The sequence below is a fragment of the Weissella fangxianensis genome (assembly GCF_024718545.1).
In the GTDB taxonomy this organism is placed as follows: Bacteria; Bacillota; Bacilli; order Lactobacillales; family Lactobacillaceae; genus Weissella; species Weissella fangxianensis.
Genome location: NZ_JAMXDB010000003.1, coordinates 92,974 through 113,973 on the forward strand (window position 1 = coordinate 92,974; position 21,000 = coordinate 113,973).

22 protein-coding genes and 3 tRNA genes are annotated in these 21,000 nt (G+C 38.4%); 19 read left to right on the plus strand and 6 right to left on the minus strand.

What is annotated here, in order from left to right; translation table 11 throughout:
* Positions 1 to 40 precede the first annotated feature (40 nt).
* Positions 41 to 748: an acetolactate decarboxylase gene (gene budA, locus NGR58_RS01885; RefSeq protein WP_258088021.1), complete on the minus strand. Its 708-nt coding sequence runs from the start codon at positions 746 to 748 to the stop codon at positions 41 to 43.
* 210 nt (positions 749 to 958) lie between these two features.
* Here budA and NGR58_RS01890 point away from each other — a divergent pair, with 210 nt between their 5' ends.
* Positions 959 to 1,888 (plus strand): manganese-dependent inorganic pyrophosphatase, encoded by a 930-nt coding sequence (locus NGR58_RS01890; RefSeq protein ID WP_258088022.1) that lies wholly within the window; start codon positions 959 to 961, stop codon positions 1,886 to 1,888.
* A gap of 108 nt (positions 1,889 to 1,996) precedes the next feature.
* On the opposite strand, the gene NGR58_RS01895 is transcribed toward NGR58_RS01890, so the two are convergent.
* Complete coding sequence (locus NGR58_RS01895) at positions 1,997 to 2,137, minus strand: hypothetical protein (protein ID WP_258088023.1); 141 nt, start codon at positions 2,135 to 2,137, stop codon at positions 1,997 to 1,999.
* 193 nt (positions 2,138 to 2,330) lie between these two features.
* Here NGR58_RS01895 and NGR58_RS01900 point away from each other — a divergent pair, with 193 nt between their 5' ends.
* Together NGR58_RS01900 and NGR58_RS01905 are read left to right on the plus strand one after the other, a co-directional pair.
* Positions 2,331 to 2,978, plus strand: a complete 648-nt coding sequence (locus NGR58_RS01900) for a hypothetical protein (RefSeq protein WP_258088024.1) — start codon at positions 2,331 to 2,333, stop codon at positions 2,976 to 2,978.
* A 42-nt stretch (positions 2,979 to 3,020) separates the two neighbouring features.
* A complete protein-coding gene (locus NGR58_RS01905; protein WP_258088025.1) occupies positions 3,021 to 3,605 on the plus strand; it encodes a hypothetical protein in 585 nt (194 codons plus the stop codon).
* A 147-nt stretch (positions 3,606 to 3,752) separates the two neighbouring features.
* On the opposite strand, the gene NGR58_RS01910 is transcribed toward NGR58_RS01905, so the two are convergent.
* The 3 genes from NGR58_RS01910 to NGR58_RS01920 all read right to left on the minus strand — a co-directional run bounded on the left by NGR58_RS01910 (position 3,753) and on the right by NGR58_RS01920 (position 4,098).
* Positions 3,753 to 3,841, minus strand: a tRNA-Ser gene (locus NGR58_RS01910).
* 83 nt (positions 3,842 to 3,924) lie between these two features.
* Positions 3,925 to 3,996, minus strand: a tRNA-Glu gene (locus NGR58_RS01915).
* Between the two features lie 30 nt (positions 3,997 to 4,026).
* Positions 4,027 to 4,098 (minus strand) — tRNA-Glu (locus tag NGR58_RS01920).
* A 215-nt stretch (positions 4,099 to 4,313) separates the two neighbouring features.
* On the opposite strand from NGR58_RS01920, the gene coaBC reads away from it, so the two are divergent.
* From coaBC to glyS, 16 genes are all read left to right on the plus strand, one after another.
* The gene (gene coaBC / locus NGR58_RS01925; RefSeq protein ID WP_258088026.1) at positions 4,314 to 5,516 is read left to right on the plus strand and encodes a bifunctional phosphopantothenoylcysteine decarboxylase/phosphopantothenate--cysteine ligase CoaBC; all 1,203 of its coding nucleotides are present in this window, start codon (positions 4,314 to 4,316) and stop codon (positions 5,514 to 5,516) included.
* Between the two features lie 8 nt (positions 5,517 to 5,524).
* Entirely contained in the window at positions 5,525 to 6,691 is a 1,167-nt protein-coding gene (locus NGR58_RS01930) for a hydroxymethylglutaryl-CoA synthase (protein WP_258088027.1), read from the plus strand.
* A gap of 178 nt (positions 6,692 to 6,869) precedes the next feature.
* Complete coding sequence (locus tag NGR58_RS01935; RefSeq protein ID WP_258088040.1) at positions 6,870 to 7,265, plus strand: nucleoside 2-deoxyribosyltransferase; 396 nt, start codon at positions 6,870 to 6,872, stop codon at positions 7,263 to 7,265.
* A gap of 248 nt (positions 7,266 to 7,513) precedes the next feature.
* On the plus strand, positions 7,514 to 8,398 hold the full coding sequence (locus NGR58_RS01940) for an N-acetylmuramoyl-L-alanine amidase (RefSeq protein ID WP_258088028.1): 885 nt from the start codon (positions 7,514 to 7,516) through the stop codon (positions 8,396 to 8,398).
* A 296-nt stretch (positions 8,399 to 8,694) separates the two neighbouring features.
* Positions 8,695 to 10,002, plus strand: coding sequence for a histidine--tRNA ligase (gene hisS, locus NGR58_RS01945; protein WP_258088029.1), 1,308 nt, complete (start codon positions 8,695 to 8,697; stop codon positions 10,000 to 10,002).
* 6 nt (positions 10,003 to 10,008) lie between these two features.
* A complete protein-coding gene (gene aspS, locus NGR58_RS01950; RefSeq protein WP_258088030.1) occupies positions 10,009 to 11,814 on the plus strand; it encodes an aspartate--tRNA ligase in 1,806 nt (601 codons plus the stop codon).
* A 251-nt stretch (positions 11,815 to 12,065) separates the two neighbouring features.
* The gene (locus NGR58_RS01955; protein ID WP_258088031.1) at positions 12,066 to 12,947 is read left to right on the plus strand and encodes a YitT family protein; all 882 of its coding nucleotides are present in this window, start codon (positions 12,066 to 12,068) and stop codon (positions 12,945 to 12,947) included.
* A 123-nt stretch (positions 12,948 to 13,070) separates the two neighbouring features.
* Entirely contained in the window at positions 13,071 to 13,256 is a 186-nt protein-coding gene (gene rpsU / locus NGR58_RS01960; RefSeq protein ID WP_002828392.1) for a 30S ribosomal protein S21, read from the plus strand.
* A 73-nt stretch (positions 13,257 to 13,329) separates the two neighbouring features.
* Positions 13,330 to 13,770, plus strand: a complete 441-nt coding sequence (locus tag NGR58_RS01965) for a GatB/YqeY domain-containing protein (RefSeq protein ID WP_258088032.1) — start codon at positions 13,330 to 13,332, stop codon at positions 13,768 to 13,770.
* An 87-nt stretch (positions 13,771 to 13,857) separates the two neighbouring features.
* Entirely contained in the window at positions 13,858 to 14,844 is a 987-nt protein-coding gene (locus NGR58_RS01970) for a PhoH family protein (protein WP_258088033.1), read from the plus strand.
* Between the two features lie 2 nt (positions 14,845 to 14,846).
* Positions 14,847 to 15,329 carry an rRNA maturation RNase YbeY gene (gene ybeY / locus NGR58_RS01975; RefSeq protein WP_258088034.1) on the plus strand — a complete coding sequence of 161 codons (483 nt, stop codon included), beginning with the start codon at positions 14,847 to 14,849 and terminating at the stop codon, positions 15,327 to 15,329.
* Positions 15,313 to 15,738, plus strand: a complete 426-nt coding sequence (locus NGR58_RS01980) for a diacylglycerol kinase family protein (protein ID WP_258088035.1) — start codon at positions 15,313 to 15,315, stop codon at positions 15,736 to 15,738. The genes ybeY and NGR58_RS01980 overlap by 17 nt, the downstream gene beginning before the upstream one ends.
* Before the next feature lie 25 nt (positions 15,739 to 15,763).
* Positions 15,764 to 16,672, plus strand: a complete 909-nt coding sequence (era, locus tag NGR58_RS01985) for a GTPase Era (protein ID WP_258088036.1) — start codon at positions 15,764 to 15,766, stop codon at positions 16,670 to 16,672.
* A 57-nt stretch (positions 16,673 to 16,729) separates the two neighbouring features.
* Complete coding sequence (recO, locus tag NGR58_RS01990) at positions 16,730 to 17,512, plus strand: DNA repair protein RecO (protein ID WP_258088037.1); 783 nt, start codon at positions 16,730 to 16,732, stop codon at positions 17,510 to 17,512.
* Positions 17,513 to 17,821: 309 nt separating this feature from the next.
* On the plus strand, positions 17,822 to 18,748 hold the full coding sequence (glyQ, locus tag NGR58_RS01995) for a glycine--tRNA ligase subunit alpha (protein WP_115471308.1): 927 nt from the start codon (positions 17,822 to 17,824) through the stop codon (positions 18,746 to 18,748).
* Position 18,749: 1 nt separating this feature from the next.
* Positions 18,750 to 20,834: a glycine--tRNA ligase subunit beta gene (gene glyS / locus NGR58_RS02000; RefSeq protein WP_258088038.1), complete on the plus strand. Its 2,085-nt coding sequence runs from the start codon at positions 18,750 to 18,752 to the stop codon at positions 20,832 to 20,834.
* A gap of 69 nt (positions 20,835 to 20,903) precedes the next feature.
* On the opposite strand, the gene NGR58_RS02005 is transcribed toward glyS, so the two are convergent.
* Positions 20,904 to 21,000: IS3 family transposase (locus NGR58_RS02005; protein ID WP_133296300.1), on the minus strand; the 97-nt coding region annotated here is incomplete at its 5' end.

Here is a 21,000-nt window from a genome sequence, read left to right on the forward strand (position 1 = left end):
TTGTTATGATTGGTTGGTCGTTTTCTTATGTAAAATATTTTTACTTTTCTGCCTGTGAGATAGCAGCATGTAAGCCAGCAAAGTCGACATTATGTTTTGTAAAGTCTGTATTGTTCGTTGGCAAATGCAAGTTTAATGTATCAAATATGTCGATTTTTAAGTCGACGCTATCAGTATCAAAACTTAATACATGGCCACCGACTGTGCGATCATCACTAATGAAGTGAATGTGCCAGCCACCAGCCATCACACCAGTATACAAGTCATTACCAAAATCACCAACTAGGGTACCAGTAACATTTTCATAGTTGAATACTGGTTGATTAGCAGCGACCGTACCGAAATCTGGATATGGTTTTTCCTGTTTAGGTGCAACCCGAACTTGAAGATTTTTAAGCGTACCGTGGGCTTTGATCGATAGGAATGTGTTATTTAACTTTTGTTCCTTGACTAATTTTTCTAGTAATTCAAAGGTTAGTGGTGTATCGTCAACTTTTACATTATTAGTTGAGGCCTTGTGGGCTGATGCAAAAGGCGTGGTTGTACTCAAATCAGTGATCTCAACTGTTTCACCTGAGGACTTTGTTTGGTAAGCATGACCGTCAAGAATAGTGACTTCACCATCTAAGCCATGTGTTGTACCAATGCCATCATCACCATTTTCAAGTAATTCTGAAAAGCTAAGGGTACCATCATATAAACCAGCCATAATTAATTCGAGAGTGCCGTGTTGAAAAATTTTGTTCATTGTCTACTCCATGTTTCTTATTAAATCTAAAATGCTTACTTAATGTTCTTACATTTAATAAGTGATTATAGCACTTTATAACTTAAAAAGAACTTACAAATTATTAATATTATTGATCGACTTTTTATTAAGCTTCTGTTTTGGTATAGAAGTGCGTGTTTATAGACTGGTATACTGAAACAAAAGATAATTGGGGGGCGGAGCAAAGATATGACAGAAGTTTATGTATTAGGACATAATCATCCAGATACGGATGCAATTGGATCTGCTATGTCCTTATCATATTTATTGAATGAAATATACAATTTTAAAGCGATTCCGGTTATCTCTCAAAAGCCAGATATAGAAACAAGGTATGTACTAGATTATTTTAAAATACCAACGCCAGCGGTTGTTAGAACTGTTGCTAATAAGCAAATTATATTAGTTGATCATAATGAGACTGCACAATCATTAGCTGACTTTAAAAACTCAGAAGTATTAGCAATTATTGATCATCATAAGCTTGAAATTGAGACCAATAAACCAATCTATTTATTAAGCGAACCCGTTGGTGCAACAGCGACAATCATCTATTTTAAATATAAAGAATTAGGAATTAGTATCCCTGAAAAAATAGCTGGCTTAATGTTATCAGCTATCATTTCTGATACTTTACTATTAAAAGGGCCAACGACAACTAAGAAGGATTGTGTGGCCTACCAAGATTTAGCTGATATTAGTGGTGTAGCTAATGTTGATAGGTATGGTGCAGAAATGTTAAAAGCAGGTGCGGCAATAAATAATAATACGGCCAAAGATTTTATTAATGGTGATGTCAAAGAATATTTTATTCATGGCAAACACATTCGCATAGCACAAGTATACGTGACAGATATGGCACCAGTTTTAGAAAAAATAACAGATATTAAGAATGAAATGAATAAACACATTTCAAAAAATTATTGTGATTTATTTATGTTTGTTGTGACAGATATTCTAAAAATTGATTCTATGATAGTGGTGTTGGGGGATGAAAGGGCAGTTGTTGAGCGCGCGTTTAATACTAAATTAAATCATGATATGTGTTATCAGCCAGGTGTTGTTTCGCGTAAAAAACAGATTATTCCACTATTGATCAAAGCCTCTCTAGCCAAATAAATAACGCTATTCAATTAATTGAGTAGCGTTATTTTAGTATGATGGAAGTTCATACTAATTAATTTTTGAATATTGATTATTAAAGTATATTGAAAGTGGACCTATTGATTAATTTTGACTGGTTAACAAGTCTTGTAAGCCATCCTTATTGGTTTCTGATAGTGTTGGTGTCTCAGTTTGAGAAAGTGGTGTGACACTGTCTTTTGAGAGGCGCTTTTCAGTTGTTTTAGATAAACCTTTCCAGTACATAGTATCGTCCTTTCTGAATGAAAAACATATGGTGTATATGTCTATTTGTTTGTTATGATATACGATAATTTTAACACATATTGAGAAACTTCTATTTTTTATATCGTGGATTACTTGCTAGTTCTCAATATTAGCTGCAATATTTATGTAGTAGGACAGGCTTAGTTTAGAAATTTGAGAAAGAGGTGAATATATGAGCTCAAGGCAGGAACGGACAGAGGCAAAACAACGACACAAAATAAAAGCTATTATTATAGCATTTGTTATTGTGTTGATAATGTTGATTTGTGGCATAGGTTGGGGACTTTCACATCAGTTAAATAAGTCTAACAAGATGGAGTCAGCTAGTTCAATGAGTAATGTTTCATCAGAAGAAAATGCCAAATTAGAAAACTCAAGTTCAATGGTTGATAGCACAAGTGATTCAGCAGGTGCTATAGGTAGTTCAGAAGACGTTATGAATTCAAATCGTTCTGAAGGTGATGATGTAACGGCGCATGAAACGAAGATGCTTCGTCAGCGGCAAGAAATTGTATTAGGAATCAATAAGTCAGTCTATTATGATAGAAGTAAAGATACGCCAAACTTTAGCTACATGACAGAAATACCACATGGATTTACCGTTTATTTTGATAATGGGAATATTCTTAAAGTGAAAGAGGTTGATAACTCTGAAGGACTTGCGGATGATTACAAATTTGAAGAAAATCAAGGTTGGCAAGTAGAAGCCGATGGTGAGAATATTTTCGAAAATATTATATTAGAAAAACCTAGCGGAATGGGCGGCGCTGGTTATCCATCGCCTACAGAAGAAGAATTGCATCAGTATGGCATAAGATAGATTTTTTGATCTATATCTTTAATAACGAAAGAGGATAGGGCAATGAGTTCAAGGCAGGAACGGACAAAGGGGCAACAGCATTACAAGAAAGTTAAAAAACGGATTGTGCTAACTATTACTATTATTACTGCATTAATTATTATTGGTGGTGCGTTTGTTTTTCATCAGTTGAACAAGCAAAATAAAATAGACACACAAGAATCAGCATCCTCTGTAAAAAAACATACAGTGCCTAATAATAGTCATGAAGAAACTAATAGTAGCTCATCAAGTGAAGACAGTAATGATGAGGACACAGCTAATGAAATAACGAGCTCACAAAATGAGGTAACTGAAGAGAGCCAAGAAGTTAATGCGTACGGCCATTCGGTTGAAGAAAGTCAGCAGGATAATGCAGGTATTGCTGAAAGCGATCGACAACGAAATGAAGATTTAGAAAACTTAGATTATATTGTCACTGCACCTTTAACGTATGAACAAAAAATGATTCAAATGAAGGCTTGGGGCTTTTCCTTTATGCCAGCTCCGCCATCAGAAAATTTAGTTATTTGGGGACGTGATGTCAGGTCGAGTACTGGTTCAATTGGCATCATTTATCCAGATGGAAGGGTTGAAAAAGCTAATTAATTTTTAATAGTTGGATATCATATCAGTATAACCATTGAACACGAGTATTTATTTACTGGTGTTTTTTTAAGCGAAATAAAAGCGCTAATCATGTACATGATTAGCGTTGAGCTTTCTTACTTATAGAGATACTTGTAAACCCTAAAAAGGAGCCAACGGGATTTGAACCCGTGCGCCGGTTCAACACCGGTTCGGCGGATTTCGAGTCCGCTGCATTACCACTCTGCCATAGCTCCATCACAACTAAATATTATACCGATATCGCGCGTGTGTTTCAAGTATAAAAAAACTAGGATAAAAGGTATCCTAGTAACATCAATAGCTCATCAGGGAGTCGGACCCTGGATGCCGGTGTGAAAAACCGGAGTCTTAACCGCTTGACCAATGAGCCAAAAATATGAAGTTTTTTGGTCGAAACCAATAGCTCATCAGGGAGTCGAACCCTGGATGCCGGTGTGAAAAACCGGAGTCTTAACCGCTTGACCAATGAGCCATGTAATGTTAACTATGTTGCCTCTGTTTCAACAACAAATAATAATATACCAGATGAATTGAAACGATGCAAGGATTTATTGAAAAAATCTTGAATATTGTTATTTATCATGGTTGTCATTTAAAATAACGGGTAGCAATTTGTTTTTAATTTAAGGCTTGTTGTTCATGGTAAACTAAATATATCCGGATTTTTTAAACTAAGGAGAAAAGCGTATGTTTTCACAAAAAAACATAGTATTAGTCATTAGTGGAGGTGTTGCAGCATATAAAGCTGCGTCATTTGCACGTTTATTGGTAAAAATGGATGCAACGGTGAAAGTCGTCATGACTGCAACAGCTGCCGAATTTATCACACCGAAAACAATGGCTGTATTAACAAGTCAGCCCGTTTTGACAGATTTATTTACCGATAAGACGGGAGAATCCATTGACCATATTGCTTTGGCCGATTGGGCAGATTATTTTTTTGTCGTTCCAGCAACAGCCAACATCATTGCGAAAATTGCTAATGGGGTGGCCGATGATGCGGCTAGTTCTGTATTAGCTGCTAGACATACACCAATGATTGTTGCACCAGCAATGAACGAAAATATGTACTTACAATCTGCTGTGCAAAGGAATCTACAACAAATCCAGTTAGATGGAGACATTGTCGTTGAACCAGTTGATGGCATGTTAGCAGAGGGTTATGCTGGGAAAGGTCGTTTACCAGAGCCCCAGGAAATCTTAACGCTTAGCGAACTTGCTATTTATCAAAAACATGGTCAGCTAAAAGATAAGCGAATTGTTATTTCTGCAGGCGGAACCGTTGAAGCAATTGATCCGGTACGTTACATTTCAAATCGCTCGTCAGGTAAAATGGGCTATGCGCTAGCGCGTGCGGCAGCTGAGCAGGGCGCTGATGTGACCTTGGTATCAGCAACGACGCAGCTTCCTGATCCAGTTGGTGTCACAACGATCCACATTCAATCCGCACAAGAATTATCGGATAAAATGTTTGTGATGTTGCCACATGCGGATGTTATTATTATGGCTGCAGCCGTTTCAGATTACCGCATGTCCCAGACGGCTGAAAACAAACTCAAAAAGCAAGATTCAGGGCAACTACACTTGACCTTAGTTGAAAACCCTGATATTTTAGCTCAATTAGGTTCAGCAAAAACCGATCAGTATTTAGTTGGCTTTGCAGCTGAAACCCAAAATTTGATGACTTATGCCCAAAATAAGTTGAAAAAGAAAAATGCTGACATGTTAGTTGCGAATGATGTGTCAAAAGATCAAGTCGGTTTTGGATATGATACGAACCAAGTGACTATTTTGACGAAGGATAATGAACCAGAGTCATTGCCACTACAGAGTAAAATTACGCTGGCTCGTGAAATTATGAAAAAAATTAGTGTTGCAATCAATGGGTAGGTAGAAAAATGACAATTATTGGAATTGATAAAATGAGTTTCTTTTCACCACATCAATATATTGATATGGTTGAATTAGCTAATGCACGTGGTGAAGAACCCAATAAATATCTAATTGGCATCGGCCAGACGGAACAAGCAGTCATTCCATCAACGCAAGACGTTGTGACGATGGCTGCAAATGCGGCTGATGAAATGTTAACAGCTTCAGATCGTAAGAAAATTACGATGATTCTTTTTGCAACGGAATCGGGAATTGATAATTCTAAATCTGGGGCCGTTTATTTACAACGATTACTGGGTATTAACCCTTATGCGCGCACAATCGAATTGAAGCAAGCCTGTTATGCAGGGACTTTCGCACTAATGCAAGCTCGCGATTATGTAACCTTACATCCTGACGAAAAAGTGCTCGTGGTTGCCTCTGATATTGCCCGCTATGGTTTACAAACAAGTGGTGAAGTCACTCAAGGTGGTGGTGCTGTTGCCATGTTGGTAGCTGCTAACCCCATGATTGCTGAAATTAACCAAGATAGCCAATTCTTGTCACGAGATATCATGGATTTTTGGCGTCCTGTTTATGCGGATACTGCTAGGGTCGATGGTAAATATTCATCAAATGTCTATCAAGACTTTTTCAAAAAGGTTTGGACACGGTATAAGTCTAAAACTGGTCGTGACATTGCCGATTTTAAAGCGTTAGCCTTTCACTTGCCATTTACTAAAATGGGATTGAAAGCCTTACGTGATGTATTGCCTGAAGCAACTGATGAACAGCAGGTCGTGTTAATGGATGAATTCGAAGCTAGCCGTGTGTACAATAAGCGAATTGGTAACCTATATACAGGGTCATTGTACCTAAGTTTGTATTCATTACTAGACAATTCACAATCTCTCAAAGCTGGTGATCGTATTGGGATGTTTTCTTACGGATCTGGTGCAGAGGGAGAGTTTTATTCATTGACTTTGCGTCCACACTTTAGTGCTGGCTTAGTAACCGGGCAAATTGACACCCTATTAGCTAATCGACAGTATGTAACGATTGCTGATTACGAAAAGATATTTAATAATCAGCTAAAGGGTGCAGCAGATCGGGAGTTTGACTTCAAAGGTGATCCTGCCAAATTTGTTCTTCATGGATTAAAAAATGAACGACGTCAGTATATCTGTAATTAAAAGTTGATAAAACGATCAATAAGCTTCATTAAGTTCACAAATTAATCAAAAAACGTTCTATTTTTAATTGATTGTTCGCTATTTATTTGATAAAATAATATCATTAAAACGATTGATAAAAGAGGATAGTACTATGAAGCGCGTTTATCTTGCTGGACCATTTTTTGATGATGAATAAATTGATCGTATTGAACGGTTAGAAGAGGCGTTGACGAATAATCAGACAGTGTCTGAATTTTTTAGTCCTCGTACGGAAGTGCACGATGAATTTGAATTTGGCTCGCCAGAATGGGCAGAGGCAATCTATAAAGGTGACAAAGACCACTTAGATCCAGCCGATGTAGTCGTGGCGGTTATTGACTATGATAATGAACACGTTGATCCAGGTACAGCGTGGGAAATTGGCTATTCTGAGGCAACTCAAAAACCAGTGATTTTAGTCAAGGAAAAAGAAGGTGCGATTAATTTGATGATGTCTGTACCAGCTCATACTGTTGTGACAGATGCTGCTGATATTGCAACCTATGATTTTGATGAATTGCCTGCAAGTAAGTGGACAGGTAAGGCTTTTTAAGAGGCTTCAGTCTATACTGAGATAGATTACAATGTACTAGAGGATGGGACAAAAGAAGATGTTCCATCCTCTTTATGGTTAAAATTAACTATTGGTGATTTTAAAAATTCAAAACATCGACGCATTTCAAAAATCTGAGAATTCAATGTGACAATAATTGTCTCCCTCTTTTTTTATGAGTTTGTGTCGCTATTTAGCCTAAAAAAGGGTAAACTAATGGGTATATAACCAGAATATGAGGTCAAATCATGAAAGATTTAATACAAGTATTGCGACAATGGTTAATGAAATTCTGGGTGCCGTTAACAATTGTAATTGTCATGCTTGGAACGGCGATTTCGTTGACAGTTGTGTTGTTACATAAACAGCAAGTAACTGTGCAAATTCCTAATTTGACATTGCGAAAGCAAAAAGGCGTTCAAAGTGCGCCAGTTTCCGTATTAAAAAAAGGTGAACATTTACAAATTCTAAAAAAGTCTGAAGGTTGGTATCAAATTCGTCGCGAGGATGAATCAACTGGCTGGGTGGCCGGCTGGTTATTACATAGGCAAAAACCGTTAAAGACAGTAACACCACTATCAGAAACAACTATTGTTCTTGATCCAGGCCATGGTGGTTCCGATGTTGGTTCGTTATCGATAAATAATAAATACGAAAAAACATACACGTTACAGTTGGCAAAGCGTGTTGCTAAACAATTACGTCAACGTGGTGCTCGTGTGATTATGACTCGTAATACAGATAAATTAGTTTATTTGGCTAAAATACCTAAAGTAGCAGAAGATAATCATGCAGACATGTTTATTTCGTTCCATTTTGATTCGTCACCCGAACCTAACTCGGCCACAGGCTATACGTCGTACTATTATCATAAAAATAATGGGTCGTATGACCTTGCTAGCAACATCAATGCTGAGTTATCGCTGCCGTTGGTTAATAAAGGTGTTGAATATGGTAATTTCTTGGTTATTCGTGATAATTCCGTACCAGCAGTTTTGCTTGAAAATGGCTATATGAATTCAAAAGATGACTTTAAATCAATTAAATCAAAGGCTTATCAAGAAAAGATTGCTAAGGCAATTCCAGTGGGAATTCAAAATTATTTAAGTAATCAAACGACAACAGCGCAATAGGATGTTTACTTGACGGCGTTTTAGAACTATAAGATAATAAGATGTAATAAATAAAACCGATGAGAAAGAAAACTCATTAAGAATAACCAAAGCGAGCGGAAATAGGTGAAAGTCCGTGTTGTTGTTTTTGAGGGGACACTTTTAAGGTCACAATTTTTGTGCGTAGAGCCACGTTACGGCTATTAGCCAAAAAAACAAGGTGGTACCGTGCTGTTGTGATAAGCACCCTTGACGATGTTTGCGATATCGTTAAGGGTGTTTTTTTATTTTGTAAAAACGAATAGGAGAAGAGTTTTATGGCAAAGCAATTATTTCAAAAGCCAAAGGGGACAGCTGATTTACTACCTGCTGAGTCAATCAAGTGGCATTATGTAGAAGAAACAGCTAGATTATTATTCAGCGACTACCAGTATGCAGAAGTTCGCACGCCAATTTTCGAGAACTTTGATGTTTTTGCACGATCAGCTGGAGATACTTCAGATGTTGTGACAAAAGAAATGTATGATTTTAAGGACAAGGGAGATCGACACATTGCGCTACGTCCTGAGGGAACAGCCGGTGTAGTACGTGCTTTTGTGGAAAATAAACTATTTGGACCAGAACATGCTAAGCCATATAAACTATTTTATGTTGGACCAATGTTTCGCTATGAGCGACCACAAGCTGGTCGAATGCGTCAATTTCATCAAATCGGGGTTGAAGCACTAGGTTCAGAATCACCAGCTCTTGATGCTGAGGTTATTGCAATGGCGGTTGATTTCTTCCAGACCTTAGGAATCACCAACTTAAAGGTTAAGGTTAATTCATTAGGTGATAAGGAGTCTCGTGAAAACTACCGCCAAGCATTGATTGATTTCTTAAAACCCCACTTTGATGAATTGTCACAGGACTCTCAAGAGCGATTAGAGAAAAATCCATTGCGAGTTTTGGACTCAAAAGATGCTAAGGATCAGGAAATTGTGGCTGATGCACCATCAATTTTGGACTACTTGACGGAAGATGCACAAAGTCATTGGCAAAAAGTTCAACAATATTTGGATGCTTTAGGTATTGATTATGAAATTGATGAAAATGTGGTGCGTGGCCTTGATTACTATAACCACACAATTTTTGAAGTGATGACGAAGTCAAAGGCTTTGGGACATGGTTGGTCAACGATTACTGGTGGTGGTCGCTACAACGGCTTAGTATCAGAGTTCGGTGGCCCTGAAATGGCTGGTGTTGGTTTTGGAATCGGATTAGAACGACTAATGTTACTGTTAGAATCAGAAAATGCACCCCTACCAGAAAAAAATAAATTAGACATTTATGTAGCTAATCAAGGGCAGGATACTGATATTACAGCGATGCAAATGGTTCAAGCAATTCGTTCATTTGGTTACAGTGCCGATCGCGATTATGAAGACCGCAAGCTAAAGGCGCAATTCAAGACAGCTAATCGTTTAAATGCGCGTTACATGATTACCATTGGTGAACGTGAGCTCGCAGAACAATCTGCTCATTTGAAAGACATGGCAACAGGTAAAGAAACTTCTATTAAGCTTGCTGAATTGTACACTAACTTACCAGAATATATAAAGTCACCTGAAGATGAAGGAGAATAAGTAATAATGAAACGAACAAACTATGCAGGATTAATTGACGAAGCGTATTTAGAGCAGGAAGTAACGCTTCAGGGATGGGTACAGAAACGCCGTGATTTAGGTGGCTTAATTTTTGTTGATTTACGTGATCGTGAAGGTATCGTCCAATTAGCCTTTTCAAACGAATTTGGCGAAACAGCTTTAAAAGTTGCTGAAGATATGCGTACGGAATACGTTATTGAAGTTACTGGAACTGTTCAGTCACGTGGTGAAGGAGCGGTTAATGAAAATTTGCGTTCTGGTAAAATTGAAGTACACGTCACAGCTGCTAAAATTTTATCAGAATCAAAGACAACACCCTTCTATATTGAAGATGACATCAATGTTTCTGATGAATTACGTTTAAAGTACCGTTACTTGGACTTACGTCGTCCTGAAATGCAACGCAATTTACGAATCCGTTCAAAGATAACAGCTGCAACGCATGAATTTTTGGATGCAAATGGCTTTATCGATATTGAAACACCATATCTTGCAAAATCAACACCTGAAGGAGCACGTGACTATTTGGTGCCATCACGTGTCTATCCTGGTTCATTTTATGCATTGCCTCAGTCACCGCAATTGTTTAAGCAATTGTTGATGGGAGCTGGTTTTGACCGTTACTATCAAGTTGCGCGTGCTTTCCGTGATGAAGATTTACGTGGTGATCGTCAACCTGAATTTACACAACTTGATGTTGAAATGTCATTTATGAATCAAGATGAAATCATGGATTTGGTATCTGATTGGGTAGCAGCCATTATGAAACGGACTGTGAATTACGATCTTGATAAGACGACTATTCCTGTTTTGGATTATGCTGAGTCAATGCGTCGTTTTGGAACCGATAAGCCTGATATGCGCTTTGGTTTGGAGTTGCAAGATCTATCAACATTAATGGCTGATTCAGAATTTGGTGTCTTTGCGAATGCTATCAAGAATGGTGGTGAAGTAAAGGCAATCGTCGTACCTGGTGGGGCAGAACACTATTCTCGTAAGGACATTGATAAGATGGCCCAATATGTTGCGCGTTTTGGTGCCAAAGGATTAGCTTGGCTAAAAGTTAGCGATGAGGGTATTTCTGGACCAATTGCGAAGTTCCTTAAAAATAAAGAAGCTGATTTGTTAGCAGAAACAAACGCACAGGCTGGTGATTTGCTATTATTCGCAGCAGATAATGAGAATATTGTTGCTGCAACTTTGGATGCGCTACGTCGTCGAACGGCACAAGAATTAGATTTGATCGATGAAAGTAAGTGGGCCTTTGCTTGGGTTGTTAACTGGCCATTGTTTGATTACCAACCAGAAGAGGACCGTTGGATTGCTGCTCATCATCCATTTACGATGCCAAATGAAGAGGATTTGCCATTATTGGAAACGACTGAAGGTGCCCACAAGGCGCATGCACAATCTTATGATCTAGTGTTGAATGGTTATGAACTAGGTTCTGGTTCAATCCGTATTCATCAGATGGCTGTACAGGAAAAGATGTTGTCTGCGTTAGGATTTACTAAAGAAGCAGCACATGAAGCCTTTGGGTTCCTCTTGGAAGGTATGGAGTATGGTTTCCCACCAATGGGTGGTATTGCGCTAGGACTTGATCGATTAGCTATGTTGTTGGCTGGTCAGGATAACATTCGTGAAGTGATTGCCTTCCCTAAGAACTCTAAGGCAACAGAGCCAATGACTGAGGCACCAACACCAGTAGCTAAAGCACAAATTATTGGCGATTTGAAGTTAACGGCACCAGAATACGCTGATGTCACTGCACCAAATATGGCAGAAGAGTAATAACTTGCAGTTACGCATACGTTTGATATTACTAAATAGTTATTAATTTAATCAATAAATAGGGCGGAACAGATAAAAATGTTCCGCCTTTATTATTAACTAAAAAGCTTGTAAATTGCGACTAGGAACATATGATAAAAGATTGTCTTGGTGGGACGACAAGCTTTTAGTTTAATAACTTGGATAAAAGTACATCGCATGATAAAATCATAAACGGACTTATTGCAGTGTATTATGAAAGAATAGGGAAAATGGAGCAGTTAGAACAGTATTTTAATCAGCATCAATATTCAAGTCGTTTTGGTAGTGCCATGATTTATGCTTTGGCTTCGGCGGTTGCCTTGAACTTTTTTTGGACACCAGGTCATATTTACTCATCGGGATTTACTGGGTTAGCGCAGTTACTAAATACATTAGTAACTAGATTGATTGGTGTCCAAATACCCGTTGGTGTTTGGTTAGTTTTGCTGAACTTACCGTTATTTATTTTGGCTTATCGAAAAATTGGTAAGCGTTTTGCTTTCTTTACTGGCCTGGCCATCTTGTTAGCAGCTATTGCCATGAATTGGATAAAGCAACCCACCCATTTGTGGACAGATGATCCCTTAGCAATGGCGATTTTTGGTGGTGCCATCAATGGTTTTGGAACAGGATTTGCTTTACGTAATGGGTTATCGACCGGTGGATTGGATATTATTGGTATCATTGTTCGACGTAGAACGGGTGCCAAAATGGGGGCAGTGAATTTAACCTTTAATTTCTTTATTCTAGTGGCATCTGGTATCATGTTCGGTGTCCAATATGCGTTATTTACGGCAATTGGATTAGTAGTTAATGCACGTGTAATCGATTTAGTTTATACAAGACAACAGAAAATGCAAGTGATGATTGTTACAGAAGAGCCAGAGAAGGTAATTGCTGAAATTCAGGATGGTTTGCATCGTGGTATCACGATTGTTCATCAGGCTGAAGGCGGTTACAATCATCGAAAAAAAGAAATTTTGTTTACAGTTATTTCGATGTACGAGCAATTTGAATTACATGAGGCTATTTACCGGGTAGATCCAACGGCATGGGCATCGTTATGGCGAGTTGATCGGATCTTTGGTGGCTTCTATGAGCCAAAATTATAGGCGGCTATTTTCAAAGTGACGATTGACAAACACGCTTATTTTGATAGAATAATAAAGAACAAAGTGTGCGACATATATTAAATATAAGTTGAAATCTTCACACGTGAAGGGAGGGTAAACATTATGGCAAAGACTGTTGTTCGTAAGAATGAGTCTCTTGATGATGCTCTCCGTCGCTTTAAGCGTGGTGTATCAAAGGACGGTACTCTACAAGAATACCGTAAGCGTGAATTTTACATCAAGCCATCAGTACAACGTAAGTTGAAGGCTGAGGCCGCACGTAAGCGCAAGAACAAGAAGGGCCGTTAAAACGGTTCGCACCGGGCTATCCTAGTTGGTAGTCCGGTTTTGTTGTATAATGAAGAAAAAATAGGAGTATACCATGGGACTATTAGCACAATTAACAGAAGATATGAAAGTGGCCATGAAGGCAAAGGATAAGGAAACACTTAGTGTCATCCGCATGGTCAAGTCTGCATTGTCAAATGAGCAAATTCAGTTAGGGCATGACTTGACACCTGACGAAGAAATGACCGTGTTATCACGTGAAATGAAACAACGTGTGGAAGAGTTGGATTCTTATCAGGAGGCAAATCGTGATGATTTGGCACAAAATATTCAGCAACAAATTGATGTTTTAAATAAATATATGCCTAAACAATTGTCTGAATCAGAAGTGGAAGACATTGTTAAGACAACTATCAGTGAAGTTGGCGCTACAAGCAAGGCTGATATGGGTAAGGTAATGGGCGCATTGATGCCAAAGGTTAAAGGAAAAGCTGATGGTAAGCTAGTTAGCCAAAAAGTGCAATCACTACTATAATTCCAAAACGGGGGTCTCCCCGATACATAAATATTTGCGTTATACTATACTTAAGCAAAAAACATTGAAATGTGAGGGATTTAACGTTTGGCAACTCAAGTTGAAAAAATTTATCATTTTGAAAATGCAGAACAAGAAATTGGTTTAGTCGGACCACAAGACAGTCAGCTAAAATTGATTGAAGAAGGTTTGGCAGTGACCTTATCGGTTTTGGGTGATCAACTAACGATAAAGGGTGATGCGGAAAAGGTTGCAGCTGCTTATTCAGTAGTCTCGGCGTTAACATCATTGATAAGACGGGGTGTCAAAATAGGTCCCGCTGATATTGTATCTGCTATCAATATGGCTGAGCGTGGTACAATAGAATACTTTGAAGATATGTATACTGAAACGCTACTACGTGATGTTAAAGGTCGCCCGGTAAGAGTTAAAAATTATGGCCAGCGCCGTTATATTCATGCTATTCGCCAAAATGATATTACATTTGGGATTGGACCAGCAGGAACGGGTAAAACGTATTTGGCCGTTGTCATGGCGGTTGCGGCAATGAAGCGTGGGGATGTCGAACGCATTATCATTACACGTCCAGCGGTTGAGGCAGGTGAAAGTCTTGGCTTTTTACCAGGTGATTTGAAGGAAAAAGTTGACCCTTATTTACGTCCAATTTATGATGCACTATATGCCATTTTGGGTAAGGAGCATACAGAACGTTTGATGGAGCGTGAAACGATTGAAATTGCCCCATTGGCATATATGCGTGGTCGTACATTAGATGATGCATTTATTATTTTAGATGAGGCCCAAAACACAACGCCACAACAAATGAAAATGTTCTTAACACGTCTAGGATTTGGCTCAAAAATGCTCGTTAATGGTGATATTTCACAAATTGACTTACCAACAAAGACGCGGTCTGGGTTGATTCAGGCGCAAAGAGTGTTATCAGATGTGCAACATATTTCTTTTGTGACATTTGATGCAGATGATGTTGTTCGACACCCGGTTGTTGGGGCAATTGTTAATGCTTATGAGGCGTACGATGTTAAACAAAATCAAACAAGTGAAAAGGAATAAAAATGGATTTAGCAATAATCGATCAATCAAAACCAGGCGTTCCAGAGGAACAAGTAAAATTAGTTAACGATGTTTTAAATTATGCTGGTAATTATCTATCTTTGCCAGATGATACCGAAATGTCGGTAACTTTTGTTAATAATGATGAGATTCAAAGATATAATCGGGAATATCGTGGTTTAGATAAAGCAACTGATGTTATTTCTTTTGCTATCGAAGATGATGGTGATGATATGCCTTTATTGATGGATGATGAGATGGTAGATGATATCGCGAAGAATATTGGTGATATCATTGTTTCAGTTGATAAAATCAGTGAGCAAGCTGAATATCTTGAGCACTCATATGAACGTGAACTAGGATTTTTGGTCGTACATGGATTCTTACACTTAAACGGATACGACCACATGCGAAGTGAAGCAGATGAAAAAATCATGTTTGATTTGCAGCGTGAAATATTAGATAGCTATGGACTCAAAAGATAATAAGAAAAAAGAAGATACCCATCAAGTTCACAAAAATTCCCATTTTGTGCAAGCGTTCGGTCATGCCATGGCGGGAATTGGTGAATTATTGGTACGTGAGCGTAATATGCGTTTTCACATATTTGCTGCTTGTGTGGTACTAATCGTAGGAATTTACGTTGATTTAGGACGCTCAGATTGGTTGTGGATTTCAGTCGCCGTCTTTACTGTGATTAGTGCGGAGTTTTTGAACACAGTTGTTGAAGCAATTGTTGACTTGATAGTGGGTGAAAATTATCATCCGCTAGCTAAAGTCGCTAAGGATGTTGCATCCGGGGGCGTCTTGGCTGCCGCTGCTTTTGCAATTGTTGTCGGTATCCTAATTTTTCAACCATATTTGCTACCCAATTTACAAATGATTTTTAGATAATAAAAAAGAAATAGAGAGAAGTTTAATGAGCGAACAAGAATTTAAGTCTGGGTTTATTGCCCTTGTTGGTCGACCAAATGTTGGAAAATCAACGCTTTTAAATAAGATGATTGGTGAAAAAATTGCCATCATGTCACCTAAAGCCCAGACGACCCGTAATAAAATCCAAGGTATTTACACGACTAATGAAGGTCAGATGGTTTTCATGGATACGCCTGGTATCCATAAACCTCATAACTCATTAGGAGATTATATGGTGAAAACTGCGATGTCAGCGCTACGTGAGTCAGATATGGTCTGGTTGTTAGTGAATGCAGATCAAGAACGTGGCGTTGGTGACGATTTCATCATTAACCGTTTAAAAGAATCAAATACGCCAGTTTATTTGATTATTAACAAAGTAGACTTAATTGACCGTGCTGAGGTGTTGAATCAAATTGCAGATTACAATGCACAGATGGACTTTGCCGAAATTTTCCCAATTTCTGCCCTAACAGGTGAGGGTGTACCGGAGTTGCTGCAGTTTACAATGGATCATATGGCTGCTGGACCACAGTATTATCCAGCAGATCAATTAACAGATCACCCGGAACGTTTTATTATGAGTGAATTGATTCGTGAAAAAGTTTTGGAGTTAACACGTCAAGAGGTACCGCATTCCGTTGCAGTCGTTATTGATAAGATTGCTCGTGAGGATGAACAAAAGCTACATGTTCAAGCAACGATTGTTGTTGAACGTCCAAGTCAAAAAAATATTATCATCGGTAAGCGTGGTGCTATGATCAAGGAAATTGGGATACGTGCCCGTAAAGATATTGAACGTTTACTTGGTGACAAAATATTCCTTGAAACTTGGGTGAAGGTGGAAGATCGTTGGCGAGATAAACCACAAGCTTTACAGTCATATGGTTACAAGGAAGATTCAGATATATAGTAAAAAGTAAGAGTTTAGCAGTGATTTTGTCTCACTCTTTTTTAATAGGTGAATAAAATGACAGAAATTTTTGATGCAATTGTCATGTATCAACGCGACCATAAAGAAAAGGACTTAATGGTCAAAATGTTAACACGTCAAGCGGGCAAACGAATGTTTTATATTCGTCATGGCAAAAGCCAAAGGTATCAATTTACGGCCGAAATCCAACCACTGAGTGCAGCCACCTTTGAGGGAACGATTAATACGACTGGTTTAAGTTTTATTAATGATGTGAAGGCGACTAAAGATACAACATTCTTAATGACGGATATTGTTTTAAATGCATATATGACCTATATTTTGGGCTTGATTGATGCGGCCTTTGTCGATAATCAACCTATTACGAAATGGTATGATTTGATTATTGAAGCACTTGATAAATTACAGAACGGTCTTGATCCACAAGGGATTGCAAATTATTTTGAGATACAGTTATTATCTGTTTTTGGTATACGACCTACTTGGGGACAATGTGTGATTTGTGGTCGTAGTGATCTGCCATTGGATTTCTCTGAAGAATTAAATGGCACCTTGTGTCAACAACATTGGTCGGTTGATGAGCATCGTTTACATGCAGACGCTAAGGCGGTGCGTATTCTATCTAAATTGGCACACATTGACCTAAGATTAGTTGGTACTTTGGATTTAAAGCTGCAAACGAAACAAGAAATGGCGCGTGTGATGGACAAACTGTATGATGATCAAGTTGGTATTCATTTAAAATCAAAGTCATTTATTCAGCAGTTAGCTTCTTGGCAAAATCGAATGATAAAGCGTGAAGAAAATGATGATAACTGAACACCATGAAATGTCCTTATTGACAAGTAAGTAAGGCGTGCTAAACTTATAAATTGTAAAGCTTACGACAATTAGTGGAAAAATTAATCTGTTATTAGCGCAGCAAGCCATCGTTAATGTGAGGGTGGTCTAGTAATAATTAAGGGGCACTACTAATTAATAAACTCAATTAAAAAAGCTGCTAGTATTTCGGTACTAGAAGTAGGGTGGAACCGCGAAATTATCGTCCCTACATTAACCAATGTTTGATGGTTGATGTAGGGCTTTTTTGTGGCTTTGCTCAGTAGAAAGAAAGGAATATTTGTCATAATGAGCGCAAAAATGAGTGTGCAAGATATTATTTTGACGTTACAAAAGTTTTGGGCTGACCAAGGAGCCATGTTAATGGAGGCCTATGATACCGAAAAAGGTGCGGGAACTATGAGCCCATTTACTTTTTTGCGTGCGAATGGTCCTGAACCATGGCACGCAGCCTACGTTGAGCCATCACGTCGACCAGCTGATGGTCGCTATGGTGATAATCCTAATCGTCTTTATCAGCATCACCAGTTTCAAGTAGTTATGAAGCCATCCCCTGATAATATTCAAGAATTATATTTGAATTCATTACAGGCACTGGGAATTGATCCGTTAGCTCATGATATTCGCTTTGTTGAAGATAACTGGGAAAACCCATCAATGGGAGCTGCTGGTATTGGTTGGGAAATTTGGCTTGATGGTATGGAAGTGACCCAGTTTACTTATTTCCAACAAGTTGGAGGCATCCAAGTCGATGCTGTAACATCTGAAATTACTTACGGTTTGGAGCGTTTAGCTTCGTATATTCAGGATGTGCCAACTGTTTATGATTTGGAATGGGGAAATGGCGTAATGTATGGTGATATCTTTAAGGAACCTGAATATGAGCATTCCGTTTATTCATTTGAAAAGTCAGATTCAGAGATGTTGCTACGTCATTTTAACGAGTATGAAGCGGAAGCTAAAAAATTATTAGCAGAAGGCCTTGTTCATCCAGCCTATGATTATATCTTGAAGTCATCACACACATTTAATTTGCTAGATGCTCGTGGTACTGTGTCTGTTACCGAGCGTGCAAAATATCTTTCACGTATTCGAAACATGGCTCGTTCAGTCGCACGTGCATTTATTGATGAGCGTAAGAAACTAGGCTTCCCACTATTAAAGGATGAAGAATTGCGGGCAAAGTACTTGCCAGCTGACGAGGAGGAAAACTAATATGGCAAACTTTTTATTAGAGATTGGTTTAGAAGAAATGCCAGCACATTTGGTGACACCAGCAATTGATCAACTGGTTGAACGTGCAGCAGATTTTATGAAAGAAAACCGGTTACAATATGGTGACATCAAGCCATTTTCAACACCTCGTCGTTTGGCAATCTTAATTTCAGATGTTGCCGATAAAGCAGATGATTTAACGAAAGAAATTAAAGGACCTGCTAAAAAAGCCGCTTTTGATAAAGAAGGTAATTATTCAAAGGCAGCCCAAGGATTTGCTCGTGGTCAAGGAATGACCACTGACGATATTACTTTTAAAGAATTCAAGGGTAATGAGTATATTTTTGTGACAAAGTTCGAAGCTGGTCAACCAGCTGCAGAAGTTTTAGCAGGCTTTAAAGAAGTGATCACAAGTATGACATTTACAACAACGATGAAGTGGGCACGTCATACGTTTGAGTATGTACGACCAATTCGTTGGATTGTTGCCTTACTTGATGATACGATTGTGCCAATTAATATCTTAGATGTCATTTCAGGACGCGAAACACGTGGTCACCGTTTCTTGGGTCAAACCATTGACATTGAAAATGCAACTGATTACGAAAATGATTTGGAAAAAGTTTACGTCCAGGCAGATGCTGATAAGCGTAAGGCGAATATTGTCGCTCAAATTGATGCACTTGCAGCAGAAAACAAATGGCAGATTGAAAAGGATGCTGACTTATTAGAGGAAGTTAATAATATTGTTGAGTATCCAACTGCCTTTGTTGGTCGTTTTGATGCGGAGTACTTAGAATTACCTGATGAAGTTTTGATTACTTCAATGCGTGAGCACCAACGATTCTTCCATGTTATTGATGAGTCAGGATCATTATTATCATATTTTGTTTCAGTACGTAATGGTAATAATGAACACTTAGATAACGTTATTGCTGGAAATGAAAAAGTGTTGGTTGCTCGTTTGGAAGATGCCAAGTTCTTTTATCATGAAGACCAAAAGAATGACATAGACTTTTATAATAATAAGTTGAAGGTTGTTTCGTTCCACGCCAAATTAGGTTCAGTTGCTAGTCATACAACTCGTGTTCAAGCATTAGCTGCCATAATTGGTCACAATATTTCATTGTCTGAAAACCAACAGCATCAATTAGCTCGTGCTGCCGAGATTTATAAGTTCGACTTAATGACGGGCATGGTTGGCGAATTTGACGAATTGCAAGGTGTGATGGGTGAGAAGTACGCCTTGTTGTTTGGCGAAGACCCAGCCGTTGCTCAAGCTATCCGTGAGCATTATATGCCAATTTCTGCTGACGGGGATCTACCAGAATCTGTGCTTGGTAAAGTTTTGGCCTTGGCTGATAAGTTAGATAGTCTACTATCATTCTTTGCGGGTGGTATGATGCCATCAGGTTCTAATGATCCATATGCGCTACGTCGTGCTGCTTCTGGTGTGGTTAATATTTTGCATGCGAACGATTGGCACTTGCCAGTCAATGACCTTCTATCAACCTTGGCAGATGATGTCTTAGCGGATGACAGTTATATGGGACTTCCTGAAGATGTTGCCCATAACTTGCAAGCTGTGATTAATGATGTCATTGCATTCTTAACTGATCGTGTTGTTAAAGCATTACAGACTGAAAAGGTTCGTTATGATGTTATCAACGCGGTAACTACTGGTAAGTTAACAGATACAACGCAAATGTTTACATCAACGAGTGCGTTATTGGCGCATAGTGAAGACTCAATGTTCCGTGAAGGTGTCGAATCATTAACTCGTGTGATGCGCTTAACTTCTAAAAACCCAACGGATGCAGCTGTTGATACGGCTTTGTTTGAAAATGAAGCCGAAAAGCAACTTTATGATGTAATTGGGTCATTCGCTGATAAAGCATTTACGACTGATGAATTAGTTGCTGCATTATTAAGTTTGCAACCAGCTATTGCTGCATACTTTGACCAAACGATGGTTATGGTTGACGATGAAGCTGTCAAGCAGAATCGTCTGGCAACCTTGCAATTAGTTTCTGATGAAGCGGAAAAGGTTGCTAACTTTATGGCGCTTGATGTGAAATCAAACTAATTTTCTGATAAATACGAATAATTTTCATAAAAGAGGTTGTGAACTGAACCCCAAAAATTGGAGAGAAGTTTAAGCAACTAGCTGGTCGGAAAGACTTCGGTATTGAACCGGAGTTTTTCCGGCCAGCTTTGTTTTAATCCGTTTATTGTTGTAGTAATAGATATAA

What these genes read in the sequence shown, in the direction of transcription:
- glyS (WP_258088038.1), top strand. Translation starts at nt 18,750, where the DNA reads ATGGCAAACTTTTTATTAGAGATTGGTTTAGAAGAAATGCCAGCACAT.
- glyQ (WP_115471308.1), top strand. Translation starts at nt 17,822, where the DNA reads ATGAGCGCAAAAATGAGTGTGCAAGATATTATTTTGACGTTACAAAAG.
- NGR58_RS01980 (WP_258088035.1), top strand. Translation starts at nt 15,313, where the DNA reads ATGGACTCAAAAGATAATAAGAAAAAAGAAGATACCCATCAAGTTCAC.
- NGR58_RS01965 (WP_258088032.1), top strand. Translation starts at nt 13,330, where the DNA reads ATGGGACTATTAGCACAATTAACAGAAGATATGAAAGTGGCCATGAAG.
- NGR58_RS01955 (WP_258088031.1), top strand. Translation starts at nt 12,066, where the DNA reads ATGGAGCAGTTAGAACAGTATTTTAATCAGCATCAATATTCAAGTCGT.
- NGR58_RS01900 (WP_258088024.1), top strand. Translation starts at nt 2,331, where the DNA reads ATGAGCTCAAGGCAGGAACGGACAGAGGCAAAACAACGACACAAAATA.
- hisS (WP_258088029.1), top strand. Translation starts at nt 8,695, where the DNA reads ATGGCAAAGCAATTATTTCAAAAGCCAAAGGGGACAGCTGATTTACTA.
- NGR58_RS01940 (WP_258088028.1), top strand. Translation starts at nt 7,514, where the DNA reads ATGAAAGATTTAATACAAGTATTGCGACAATGGTTAATGAAATTCTGG.
- recO (WP_258088037.1), top strand. Translation starts at nt 16,730, where the DNA reads ATGACAGAAATTTTTGATGCAATTGTCATGTATCAACGCGACCATAAA.
- NGR58_RS01930 (WP_258088027.1), top strand. Translation starts at nt 5,525, where the DNA reads ATGACAATTATTGGAATTGATAAAATGAGTTTCTTTTCACCACATCAA.
- aspS (WP_258088030.1), top strand. Translation starts at nt 10,009, where the DNA reads ATGAAACGAACAAACTATGCAGGATTAATTGACGAAGCGTATTTAGAG.
- era (WP_258088036.1), top strand. Translation starts at nt 15,764, where the DNA reads ATGAGCGAACAAGAATTTAAGTCTGGGTTTATTGCCCTTGTTGGTCGA.
- coaBC (WP_258088026.1), top strand. Translation starts at nt 4,314, where the DNA reads ATGTTTTCACAAAAAAACATAGTATTAGTCATTAGTGGAGGTGTTGCA.
- budA (WP_258088021.1), bottom strand. Translation starts at nt 748, where the DNA reads ATGAACAAAATTTTTCAACACGGCACTCTCGAATTAATTATGGCTGGT.
- NGR58_RS01895 (WP_258088023.1), bottom strand. Translation starts at nt 2,137, where the DNA reads ATGTACTGGAAAGGTTTATCTAAAACAACTGAAAAGCGCCTCTCAAAA.
- NGR58_RS01905 (WP_258088025.1), top strand. Translation starts at nt 3,021, where the DNA reads ATGAGTTCAAGGCAGGAACGGACAAAGGGGCAACAGCATTACAAGAAA.
- NGR58_RS01890 (WP_258088022.1), top strand. Translation starts at nt 959, where the DNA reads ATGACAGAAGTTTATGTATTAGGACATAATCATCCAGATACGGATGCA.
- ybeY (WP_258088034.1), top strand. Translation starts at nt 14,847, where the DNA reads ATGGATTTAGCAATAATCGATCAATCAAAACCAGGCGTTCCAGAGGAA.
- rpsU (WP_002828392.1), top strand. Translation starts at nt 13,071, where the DNA reads ATGGCAAAGACTGTTGTTCGTAAGAATGAGTCTCTTGATGATGCTCTC.